At 69.8% G+C, this 11,296-nt stretch carries 11 protein-coding genes; 7 read left to right on the top strand and 4 right to left on the bottom strand.

The annotated features are described in order from the left end of the window. Nucleotides 1-45: 45 nt before the first annotated feature. From ABD385_RS12575 to ABD385_RS12555, 5 genes are all read left to right on the top strand, one after another. On the top strand, nucleotides 46-780 hold the full coding sequence (locus tag ABD385_RS12575; RefSeq protein ID WP_344575254.1) for a GPR1/FUN34/YaaH family transporter: 735 nt from the start codon (nucleotides 46-48) through the stop codon (nucleotides 778-780). Between the two features lie 151 nt (nucleotides 781-931). Then, on the top strand, nucleotides 932-1,993 hold the full coding sequence (locus ABD385_RS12570) for a hypothetical protein (RefSeq protein ID WP_344575253.1): 1,062 nt from the start codon (nucleotides 932-934) through the stop codon (nucleotides 1,991-1,993). An 85-nt stretch (nucleotides 1,994-2,078) separates the two neighbouring features. After that, nucleotides 2,079-3,143 (top strand): methyltransferase, encoded by a 1,065-nt coding sequence (locus tag ABD385_RS12565; protein WP_344575252.1) that lies wholly within the window; start codon nucleotides 2,079-2,081, stop codon nucleotides 3,141-3,143. Between the two features lie 122 nt (nucleotides 3,144-3,265). Further along, nucleotides 3,266-4,318 (top strand): methyltransferase, encoded by a 1,053-nt coding sequence (locus ABD385_RS12560; protein ID WP_344575251.1) that lies wholly within the window; start codon nucleotides 3,266-3,268, stop codon nucleotides 4,316-4,318. A 130-nt stretch (nucleotides 4,319-4,448) separates the two neighbouring features. Further along, nucleotides 4,449-6,038, top strand: a complete 1,590-nt coding sequence (locus tag ABD385_RS12555) for an MFS transporter (RefSeq protein WP_344575250.1) — start codon at nucleotides 4,449-4,451, stop codon at nucleotides 6,036-6,038. A 91-nt stretch (nucleotides 6,039-6,129) separates the two neighbouring features. Here ABD385_RS12555 and ABD385_RS12550 read toward each other — a convergent pair whose 3' ends face one another. Then, nucleotides 6,130-7,659: an FAD-binding oxidoreductase gene (locus ABD385_RS12550; RefSeq protein ID WP_344575249.1), complete on the bottom strand. Its 1,530-nt coding sequence runs from the start codon at nucleotides 7,657-7,659 to the stop codon at nucleotides 6,130-6,132. Between the two features lie 361 nt (nucleotides 7,660-8,020). On the opposite strand from ABD385_RS12550, the gene ABD385_RS12545 reads away from it, so the two are divergent. Then, a complete protein-coding gene (locus ABD385_RS12545) occupies nucleotides 8,021-8,533 on the top strand; it encodes a helix-turn-helix domain-containing protein (RefSeq protein ID WP_344575248.1) in 513 nt (170 codons plus the stop codon). A 58-nt stretch (nucleotides 8,534-8,591) separates the two neighbouring features. Here the strand turns inward: ABD385_RS12545 and ABD385_RS12540 are convergent, their stop codons facing one another. The 3 genes from ABD385_RS12540 to ABD385_RS12530 form a co-directional block, all read right to left on the bottom strand. Continuing rightward, on the bottom strand, nucleotides 8,592-8,786 hold the full coding sequence (locus tag ABD385_RS12540) for a hypothetical protein (protein WP_344575247.1): 195 nt from the start codon (nucleotides 8,784-8,786) through the stop codon (nucleotides 8,592-8,594). Nucleotides 8,787-8,795: 9 nt separating this feature from the next. Then, nucleotides 8,796-9,266, bottom strand: a complete 471-nt coding sequence (locus ABD385_RS12535) for a hypothetical protein (RefSeq protein WP_344575246.1) — start codon at nucleotides 9,264-9,266, stop codon at nucleotides 8,796-8,798. Nucleotides 9,267-9,560: 294 nt separating this feature from the next. Next, a complete protein-coding gene (locus tag ABD385_RS12530; RefSeq protein ID WP_344575245.1) occupies nucleotides 9,561-10,139 on the bottom strand; it encodes a winged helix-turn-helix domain-containing protein in 579 nt (192 codons plus the stop codon). Nucleotides 10,140-10,251: 112 nt separating this feature from the next. On the opposite strand from ABD385_RS12530, the gene def reads away from it, so the two are divergent. Then, nucleotides 10,252-10,914: a peptide deformylase gene (gene def / locus ABD385_RS12525; RefSeq protein WP_344575244.1), complete on the top strand. Its 663-nt coding sequence runs from the start codon at nucleotides 10,252-10,254 to the stop codon at nucleotides 10,912-10,914. Nucleotides 10,915-11,296: the final 382 nt, after the last annotated feature.

Here is an 11,296-nt window from a genome sequence, read left to right as displayed (position 1 = left end):
TCCCGTTTCCCCCGACAGAACCCTCCACAGCGTCAGGAGAATGCGATGAAGCAGCAGGAGACAGAGATACGCGACGTCGCGGGGGCCGCTGCCCCCGGACATGCCCCGGCCCCCGCGCAAAAGGTCGCGCCGGCCGGTACGGACGGGTGGTCGGGGACGCGCTCGCCGCAGGCCACCATGCTGGGCTTCGCCGGCTTCCTGATCGGGTCCCTCTCGCTGGCCTTCTATTTGAAGGACATCAGCATTCCGGCGAATTCCCTGGTTTCCTCGCTGCCCATCATGGTATTCAGTAGCAGTGTCCTGTTGCTGATGGCCGCGGGCTGGTCGATGCGACTGGGAGACGGTGTATTCGCCGCGGTGTACGGCCTGTTCGGGACGTTCTGGCTCAGCTTCTCGGTGCTCAGCATCGCGCTGAACAACAACTGGATGGGCGAGTTCGAGAACGTCGAGCAGCGCCAGGCAACGGCCAACTTCGTCCTGGTGTGGGCGATCGTGATCGTCCTGCTGACGCTCACCACTCTCCGGCTGCCCCGGGCGTTCACCATCCTGTTCGTGGTGGTCGACGTGACCCTGCTCGTCCTGTTCGGCTCCATCAACCAGGCGATCGACCAGACCATCAACCACCCCACCAAGCCGGGCGACCCCTGGCTGATCTACGTGGGCATCACCAGCATGTTCCTGTTCATCGCGATCGGCATGTACATCTTCGCCAGCGCCATGCACGGCGCGACCGGCGCCAAGCGCCTCCCCTTGGGCGCCCCGCTCCTCAAGTCCAAGTGAGGCGAGGGGATGTGGAGGCGGCGGAGTGCTCCGGGGTGCTCCTGCGGTCCGGACCACAGGCGCCGGCCCCCAGGCACCCGCTCCGGCCCGGACGCCCCGTCCCGGTCCTTGGCGCTCAGCGCCCCCACGACGCAAACGCGCAGGAGGCCCGATGACCGACTACCTGCACCACGTCGCCACCACCCCGTTCCCCATGGCCCGCCCGGAAGACCTGCCCACCACGGCGGCCGAGATCCGGGCTGCCGCCCGGCGGACCGGTCTGGCCGCACACACCGCCGGGCTGTTCGAGCCCGCGGCGCGGACCGGCCTGCCTCGCCTGGTCGCCGCCACCCAGACGGCCCGGGACTGCCTGGGCCCCGTCCCCAGTACCCCGGTCCGCGACGATCCGCAGGAGTCCCGGCCCAACCGGGACAACGACCTGGCGTTCGGCATCGAGCGCCGCCACGGTGACCCGCTCGCCCTTCTCGCCGCCGCGCTCCTGCACGCCGCCCACGGCGCCCTGGAACTCGCCGACGAGCAGGGGACCGGTCTGGACGGCACCGAGTGGCGCGACCTGATGGGCGGTTTCGACGTCCTGCTGCGCTGGGCAGCCGAGCCGTGCGTGGTGTCCGAGCCGCCGGCTGTCCCCGAGCCCACCGGCACCGGCGCTCGCAAGCCGCTCGACGGCCTGCGGCGTTGGGTCCGCGGCCACCACGTGTTCATGGCGTTCGCCCAGGGCTGCACGCTCGCCCTGACGAGCCTGACGGCGGCGGCCGGCGACGGCGACGAGGAGACGGCGGCCGCCGCGGCGGCCACCGCGACCAGGGTGATGTGGGCCTCGCGCGCCGCGTTGCGGTTCGCCGGGGACGCCACCGAGGACCAGTACCAGGAGGAGATCAGGCCGACGCTGATGCCGCCTGTCGCCCCGCCGCAGATGAGCGGTCTGCGCTGGCGCGACCACGAGGCCCTGGTCCGCGCGTTGGGCTCGTCGCGGGCCGCCTGGTCCTGGCTGGCCGCCCGTCGGCCCGCCGCGCTGGCGGACTTCCGGGCGGCCCTGGACGCCACCTACGACGCGCACAAGGGCGTCTGCCGGCACTTCGTCGGCGACCAGTCACCCAGTCTGCTCGCCACCACCCGTTCGCACCGGCCCGCCGTCGGCGTCATCGAGCAGTTCCACCGCATCCGGGCCGGCGCACTGCCCGGCCCTCCGGAATCCCCGGCGCCGCGGGCCTGAAACCCGGCCCCGGGCCCCACCCACGCCCGGTCCGAACCACCGACCGGTTGACGCGTACCGACCCGCATCAGAAAGGCAGCCACTCATGACCGCAACCTCCCCGACCGGCAACGGCGACGTTCCCGCGCTGGACATGGACGGACTGTCCCGCATCCTCTTCGGGCACGCCGCCTTCCAGTACCTCAACGCCGCCTGCGAACTGGGCCTGCCCGACCTGATCGCCGAGAAGGACGCCCTGACCAGGGAGGAGATCCGCGACGTGCTCGGCTTGCAGGACCGCGCGGCCGACATCCTCCTGCTCGGCTGCACCTCGTTGGGCATCGTCGTCAAGGAGGGCGGGCGGTACGGCCTGGCGCAGGTCGTACGGGACCTCATGGAGGAAGGCGACTGGCAGCGCTTCAAGGACACCGTCGCCTTCGAGCAGTACATCGTCTACGAGGGCCAGTTGGACTTCACCGACTCGCTGCGGGAGAACCGCAACGTCGGCCTGCGCCGGGTGCGTGGCGCTGGCCGCGACCTCTACCACCGGCTCTCCGAGAACCCCCACCTGGAGCAGGTCTTCTACCGCTACATGCGGTCCTGGTCCGAGCTGGCCAACAAGCACCTGGTCAAGGAACTGGACCTCACCGGCCGCAGCCACCTGCTGGACTGCGGCGGCGGCGACGCGGTCAACGCCATCGCCCTGGCCAAGGCCAACCCCGGCCTCCAGGTCACGGTCTTCGAGATACCGGCGTCCGGCGCCATCGCCGAGAAGAAGGTCGCCCAGGCCGGCGTCGGCGACCAGGTGTCCGTGGTGACCGGCGACATGTTCCAGGACCCGCTGCCGACCGGCTGCGACGTGGTGATGTTCGCCCATCAGCTCGTCATCTGGACGCTGGAGGAGAACACCGCGCTGATGCGCCGCGCCTACGAGGCCCTGCCGGCGGGCGGCCAGCTGGTGATCTTCAACTCGATGTCCAACGACGAGGGTGACGGGCCGGTCGTCGCCGCGCTCGACAGCGTCTACTTCGCCGCGCTGCCCGCCGAGGGCGGCATGATCTACTCCTGGGCGCAGCACGAGGAGTGCATCCACGCCGCCGGATTCCGCACCGTCAAGCGCATCCCGTTCCCGGGCTGGACACCGCACGGCGTCATCGTCGCGACCAAGTAGCCGGGCCCCCGGCGACCGGCGCTCCGTGGCGGTCCGCCGCGGCGCGGCCCTCGTGCCGCCCGCGGCTCCGGCGGCCCATCGCCCACCCTTCCCACCCCCCTCGGACACCAGGAGGTGCCGGCATGCTCGACGAGACCCTGCGCGAGAACGCCGCCCGGATGCGCATGCTCCTCTACGGCCAGCTCGTGTCGAAGACGCTCTGCACCGCGGTGCGGCTCGGGGTGCCCGAGGCGCTGGCCGGAGACCGCCGCACCGCCGGGGAACTCGCCGCCGAGTTGGCGGCCCACCCCCAGGCACTGCGCCGGCTACTGCGCGCCCTCGTCCCCTTCGACGTGTTCACCGAAGACAGCGACGGCACGTTCGGGCTGACGCCCCTGGGCCGCACACTGCTGGCCGGCACACCCGGCACGGCCCGGCCCACCGCCCTGCTCCTGGCCGGGGAGGTCGGCCGGACGTGGTCCGGGCTGGAGGACACCCTCCGCACCGGTCGTTCGGCCTTCCGCCGCCTCCACGGCACCGACCTCTTCGACTACCTCGAGCAGCAGCCCGAACGGCGGGAGGTCTTCGATACCTCTCAAGAGGCCGGGCTACGCATGGAATTGGACGAGATTTTCCAGTCCATTACCTTCCACGGCTACCCGCGGATCGTTGATGTCGGCGGCGGCAACGGCCATTTGATGTGCGAACTGCTGCACCGCACGCCGGGTAGCACCGGCGTGGTGCTGGACCTCCATGGCACCGTTCCGCTCGCCGAGAAGCGCATCATCGAGGAGGGCCTGACCGACCGGTGCACGGCCGTGGCGGGCGACTTCTTCACCCGCGTCACGCCAGGCGCGGACCTCTACATCCTCAGTCACGTCCTGCACGACTGGGGCGACGAACAGGCGGTCGCCATCCTGCGCACCTGCGCGACCGCCCTGCCCGAACACGGTCGCGTCATGGTGATTGACCTGGTCACCGATGCCTCCCGGCCCCCCGGCGACCCCCGCGGCCCGCACCGCCTGCCGGCCCTGATGGACCTCTACATGCTTTCCCTCTTCGGCGCGGCGGGCGGTCAGGAGCGCACCGGCGCGGAGTTCGCCGCCCTGCTGGGGCGGGCCGGCCTGGAACCGGAGGAGACCACCGTCCTCCCCAGCGGCATGGCCGTCATCACCGCGCGAAAGAGCACCCGATGACCCCCGGAACCGGCCCCCGCCCCAGGCACCCGGAGCCGCCCCCGGGCGGCCAGTCCGAAAACCACCGCTCAGGGATCACGGCCGGCTCGGTGGACATGCCATCTTTCCCCGACTGACTAGGCTCACCGCCATGATTGACGACACAACAGATGCTCCCGCACGGCGCGCCGGGAAGCGCGAATGGACCGCTCTAGCCGTCCTCGCGCTGCCCGCGATGCTCATCACTCTCGACAACACGGTCCTGCACCTGGCGGTCCCGCACCTGAGTGCCAGTCTCGATCCCAGCGGCCTCCAGTTGCTGTGGATCGTCGATGTCTACAGCTTCCTGATCGCCGGCCTGCTGATCGTCGCAGGCACGCTCGGCGACCGGGTCGGGCGCCGCCGGCTGCTGCTGTTCGGCGCCGCCGGGTTCGGTGCGGCGTCCCTGCTCACCGCGTTCGCCACCAGCGCGGAGATGCTCATCGTCAGCCGCGCGTTACTGGGCATCGCCGGGGCGACCCTGATGCCCTCCTCCATGTCGCTGGTCAGCAACATGTTCCACGACGCGCGGCAGCGGTCGGTGGCCTTCAGCATCTGGATCGCCTGCTTCATGGTTGGCGGGGCCATCGGCCCCCTCGTCGGCGGCGTGATGCTGGAACACTTCTGGTGGGGTTCGGTCTTCCTGCTCAGCGTCCCGGCGATGGTCCTCCTGCTCGTGCTGGGCCCGGTCCTGCTCCCGGAGTACCGGGACCCCAAGCCCGGCCGCATCGACCTGGTCAGCGTGGGCCTGCTGGTCGCCGCCCTGCTGTCGGCGGTTTACGGCCTCAAGAAGCTCGCCAACGACGGCGCCGCCGTACTGCCCCTGGTGATACTCGTGGCCGGCCTGGCCCTCAGCGCGGTGTTCGCCATCCGCCAGCGGCGGCTGACCCATCCACTGATCGACCTGCGGCTCTTCCGCGTGCGCACCTTCTCCACCTCGCTCGCCACCATGGGCCTGGCCCTCTTCGTGATGTCGGGCTCGCAGTTCTTCATGGCCCAGTACCTCCAGATGGTGGTCGGCCTCTCCCCGCTGCACGCCGGTCTGTGCTCGCTGCCCGGCAGCATCGGCGGGGTGACGGGCTCCCTGCTCGCACCGGTGGCGCTGCGGAAGATGCGCGCCCCCTACGTGATGGCCGTCGGACTGGTCATCGCCGTCATCGGCTTCGGTGTCCTCACCCAGGTGGACAACGGCAACGGGCTGGTGGTGGTGATGGTCGCCCTGGGCCTGCTGAACTTCGGCGTGGCGCCCACCATCGCCCTCGGCACCGACATGATGATCGCCTCCGCCCCGCCGGAGAAGGCCGGGGCGGTCTCCGCGATCTCCGAGACCTGCCATGAACTCGGCCTGGGCATGGGCATCGCCGTGCTGGGCAGCATCGGCACCGCGGTCTACCGCGGAGAGGTGTCCGACAACGTCCCCAAGGGACTCTCGAACGGCGCGGTCAAGGCAATCCGCGACACCATCGGCTCTGCCGTCGACGAGGCGACCCGCCTGCCGGAACGGCTCGGCAGCGCTGCCTTGGACGCCGCCCGCGAAGCATTCACCCACGGCCTGCTGTACGTCAGCGTCATCTGCACGGCCCTGACGGTCCTGATCGTGCTCATGGTGACCTTGCTGCTCCGCCGCGACCCGGAGAAGCCCGGTGCGGCCGTGTCCGGCACCGACCAGTCACGTGAACTGCCGGACCCGCAGAGCGCCTGAACCCCGCGGTGCCGCCAGCCGGCCCGTCACCGCCCTGCCGCGCATCACCCCGGACCGGGGACGACCGATGCGCGGCAGCGTCCGTGGAGGCTCAGCAGATGCCCTGCGCGAAGCGGAAGAAGTGGTGCGGATCGTAGCGCCGTTTGACTGCCTGGAGCCGCGGATAGTTCTCCGCGTAGTACGCCTGCTTCCAGTTCGCCAGCGCGGGATCGATGAAGTTCTGGTACGACTCGCCGTTGGAGTACGAGGCGATGGTGGCGAGACCCTGGGCCACCCACGCGGCGGCGGCCTGCCGGTCCTCGTCGGATGCCTGGTCTCCGGCCAGGCCGATGGAGTACCCGACGAAGAACTGGGTGTCGCGGTGGACGTACGCGGTGTCCGTACGGGCCGGCACATTGGCCTGTCCGCCCAGCGCCATGATGTTGAGGTAGCGGACCTGTCCGGCGCGCCGGTCGGCCAGGTGTGCGGTGGCCGCGGCCGACGCGGCGCTGTGCGACAGGGGCCGGGAGAACAGATGGTTGCGGTCCAGGACGAAGGTCTCCCGGGGGATGCGTGCCTCGGGTGACTGACCGATCCGGTGGCACTCCTGGTCCGTGTAGCCGCCGCAACCGAAGTTCTGCATCATCGCCTGGACGTAAGGGAGTTCACCGCTCACCGACTTGGATTTCGGCGGACGCCCGGCCGCCGCCACCAACGCGCCCAGTGCCTTGTCGAGCCGCTCCGCACGACCCAGGAAGCTGCCCGTGACGATGACCTGGGGCACCGCCCCCGGCTGCGCGTCATCGACCATCACCCCGAGCGAACAGGCTAGATCCCCGTCCTCGTGCAGCACCCAGTCCTGCCAGGCCACCACCAGCGGCAGGAAATCGTCCCACCGCCACTCCAGGGAGAAATTGATCATCGTGGGCACGCTCGTCCGCACCACCTCGAACGCGGTGACCACCCCGAAGTTGCCGCCCCCGCCGCCGCGCAGGGCCCAGAACAGCTCCGGCTCGGACTCCGCCGACGCGCGCACCGTCCGCCCGTCGGCGAGCACCACCTCGGCTGACACCAGCCGGTCCGACCCCATCCCGAATTTGCGTGTCTGCAGACCGACGCCGCCCCCGAGCAGATATCCGCCGGGGCAGACGGTGGGGCACAGGCCCGTCACGATCTGCGCGCCGTACGGGGCAAGGGCCGTCATGGCGTCGATCGCCTGCGCGCCCGGCCCCAGGCTCACCCGGTCCCCGCTGAGCCGCACGGACTTGATCCGCGAGACATCGATGACCAGCCCGTCGTGGGACGACGAGTATCCGCCATAGCTGTGCCCGCCGCTGCGCACCGCCGTCGGGAGTGCCTCGTCCTGTGCGAACTTCAGGCAGAGCGCGACGTCCTTGGCGGAGGTGCAGTAGGCCACGGCGCGCGGACGTATGGTGTCGAACTGTGCGACCTCCAGTTGCTTGGCCTGTTCGAACCCGGCGTCGCCGGGCAGCACCAACTGGCCGGCGAGGGCACGGCGCAGCCGGTCCCAGGCAGTGGTTTCGCCGCCGGTGCGGCCCACCGCGTAGGCCGCACCCGATCCGAGCAGCCCGGCGGCCGCGGCGCCGGTTCCCAGTCGCAGTAACGATCGTCGTTTCACCATAGGTGACCTCCTGAACGACCCCATCCCGTGGGGATCAGTATGGGTGCCGGGCAGGCAGCGGACACCTCAATCTGTCAACAATCCAACAGAGTCAGGCGAGTTGGGCGCATCGTCCCAGGCGTCACCGGCCTGCCCGGCGCTTCGGCACTACCAGGCGCGCATGTTCGGAATGAGACTTGACCGGCTGCCCGTGGCTGCTTGAATACTCCGTGGTGAACCGGGACGGTTCAGGAGAAACGGGGGGCGAACGGTTCGGCCCGGAGCGCTCTGCGCCGGGCTGCCCGGCGAGTTGTTCCCGACAGCCTCCGCGGACTGACCCTGTACCGGACCGTTCTACGGGGGCGAGGATGGGGGAGCTGCGGTGCGACGCGATCAGCCGGACGTGCGATTGATCCGGTGGCCTGCCGAGTCCTTCAAGCGCCGGCGCTGCGCGGCGGAGGGCGGTCTGCGCCTGCTCATCGTCGACGGCGGCGCCCCGCCCCCGCTCTGCGCGGACGTGCGGGAGGACTGGGTTCGTGTCCCGGTCAGCAGGGAAGACCTCGACGCGCGGGTGGCCGCGCTGCGCGCCAGGTCGTACGCGTACACCGTGCCGCGCATCGACCCGAGCGGCGCTCTGAGATTCGGCGAACGGGTGGTTGCCGTCTCGCCGGTGGAGACCGCGCTCCTCGGCCTCCTCACCACCGCCTTCCGTTCCCTGGTCCCGCGGGAGGAGCTCCTCGACTGCTTGGCGGAGCATCGAGCGCGCAACACCCGCAACGCGCTCGATCTGCACATCACCAGGCTGCGACGCCGCATCCGCCCGGTCGGCCTGGCGATGCAGACCGTCCGGGGCCATGGCTACATCCTCGCCCCCGCCCAGGCCCCGGGCCCGTGACCCGCTACGCATCCGCGCGGTAGCGAGCCTCACCCGGCCAAGGCAACGTGACGAGCCACTAATCGTTGTACTCGCCCTTCACCGGCGCGGTGTTGTTCTCCTGGTTCGTTTCGACCTTGGGGGCGGAGGTCGCGGTGACCGTGCCCTGGGCGCCGTCGACCCGCTCGTCGATCCGGACGAGCATGCTCGGCGCGTCGCCGGTCATGGCCGGGGCGCACTCGGCCACCCCGTCGACCGACCCGCAGAAGCTCATCTCACTCGCCTACCCACCGTGGATCTGGTCGGTGGCGAAGGCCAGTGTTCCGTTGGCGGAGTCGGCCTCCTCGCAGGCGGACGGGGCGAAGTCGTCGCCGCTGCCGTCCACGGGGCGGAGTTTCAGCGGCGCGCCCATCCCCGACGGGGCCGATTCGGGCAACTGCGCCTGCGGGTGGAGCGCGTCGCGTCGGTCGTGGGCCCGGTACACGTGGTGGGTGAGGACGCCCTGCATCGCGTCCCCGCCGGCCACGGCCGTGAGCGGCTTGTCGGTCTCGTACGCCGTGCCGGCGGGCAGCGGTCCGGGGAAGGTGCACTCCGCCTTGGTCGCTGCAACCGGCGCGTCGGAGCGGCGGTTGCGGTACTGCGGGCGCAGCGTGGCTGCCTGGGCCTTCACCGTGACGACGAGGTCGTCGCCGATGGCGGTGTCGCCCTGGTTGCCGAAGGCGTGAGTCAGCGGCAGCTCGGATCCCTGTCGCACGCCGGCCCGGTCCTCATCCTGACGTAGCGTCAATCATGGGGTGTCGACGACGAGTCGGGTGGTGTGCCGGATGGTGGAGGGCGTTGGCGCTGGTCACCGCCATGTGCAGGGCACCGGCCGGCCCCTTCGGCGCATCCGGCAGCACGTCCGGCGTGAACGGCTCGAACGTCGCCTCGTACTCCTCCAGCGTCGGAATCCGGATCTTGTTACACCTGGCCCGGCGCGATGCCCACGGGCGCAAGTTGATGGCTTCGTGCCATTTCTTCAAGCGAGCGCGAAACGGCCGACGACTTCTCAGTCATGCTCCGCGTCGTCTGTCGTGTGGGGAAGCAGGGGGAAGAGCCGGGTGATCAGGGCCACCGGTCGAGCTCTGTCGGGCCGGGCGAGGGGGCGTTGTTCGCGGTCCTGATAGGGCGCAAGCGCCCGGCGGATCACGTCCGCGACCCGGCTCATCTCTTCGGGCGTCAGGTAGGCGACGGCACTGAAGGCTTCGTCGTGGCGCCATTCGGACGGCGCCCCATCTCGCTGGGTCAGCCATCGTTGCCAGCTCTCGTCCTCCAGCCCCCGGGCCAAGTCACCGAACTGAGTCGCCGTGGGCCCGCCGGCAGCAGGGGTGTCCTGCTTCAGACGCCAGGGGCGTGCGCGGCCCCCGCTGTGGGGGGCTTCTTCGATGTATCCGTGACGTGCGAGCTGCCGCAGGTGAAATGAGCAGAGACCAGAGCTGTAGCCCAGCCGGGAGGCGGCTTCGGTCGCCGTGACGGCGCCGACTTCGGCGAGCAGGCTCAGCAGGGCTGTGCGGACCTCGTGCTTGCGCAGTTCTTCGCCGCTGCTGGCTGTCTGGCCGTTCGGGGTGTTGAGGTCATCTTCAGTCACTTTGCAAAGTCTGCTACTTTGCAAAGAACTTGGCAAGCGATAGTCCTTGCTGAAGGCATCGGCTGCGGTGACCTCCGCGGCAGCTGTGGCGTGCGCAAAAGGGGAGACAACTATGTCGGCTCGTCACGAGCGGTCGCGACCCGTCGACAGGCGAGTCCGCGTGCAAGGCCGCCCCGTCGACAGCTATCCGGTTCTGCCACCGGAGGTGGAACGGGGTTCGGTTCGCAGGGTCACGGTGGTGGGTGAAGAGATCCTGAGCCGTCCGTGCCAGGAGGTGACCGAGTTCGGCACCCCCGAGTTGTCGAGCCTGATCGACGACATGTTCCTGACGATGCATGTCGCCGACGGTGCCGGCCTGGCTGCCAACCAGGTGGACGTCGACCTACGGCTGTTCGTGTACGACTGCCCGGACGACGATGGGATCCGGCATGTTGGCCACATCATCAACCCGGTTCTGGACCTGCCCGATCCGGGTGGCCGCCGACTCGTTGACGACTTCGAGGGCTGCCTGTCCGTGCCCGGTGCGGGCATGGCGGTTCCCCGCACCGATCGTGCCATCGCTCGCGGGCTCGACAAGGACGGCAACCCCCTCGTCATCGAAGGAACGGGCTACTTCGCTCGGTGTCTGCAACACGAGACCGACCACCTCTTCGGTCACACCTATCTCGACCGGCTCTCCAAGCGAGATCGCAAAGACGCGCTTCGGCAGATGGCAGAGCGCCGTGAGGGCGTCTTTGCCCAACGCGCGATCAAGGCCGCCCGCCTGGGCCAATGAGACGCTTGGTGGCAGCGGCCGCCTATTTACCACGCATCCTGCGGCCTCGTTCCGCACGTTCGATCAGGGGTCGGCCCAGGTCCCCTTCGAACTGGTTGATCTGGGTTGTCAGAGCCCAATCCCCCCTACGAGCAGGCGGCTTGTCCTGCCAGTCTCAGATTCATGTCGGATATGCCATCGATTGCCATCGCCGGTGAGATGTGGCCACGAAATCTGAGAGCCTGCACCTGCACACCGCTCCGAGGATGATCCGGGCTTCGGCGGTGGCGACGGTGAGTTCATCGCCGGTGAGCCGGGACCAGGGCGTGGTCCGTGCGCCGGCGGTGGCCAGGAACTCACGGCGAGGCTCGTGTTAGTGGAGGGCCAGGGCCAGGGGTCAGGA

The organism is Streptomyces lunalinharesii, from assembly GCF_039532155.1.
In the GTDB taxonomy this organism is placed as follows: domain Bacteria; phylum Actinomycetota; class Actinomycetes; order Streptomycetales; family Streptomycetaceae; genus Streptomyces; species Streptomyces lunalinharesii.
This window is presented reverse-complemented; position numbering and strand designations above follow the sequence as displayed.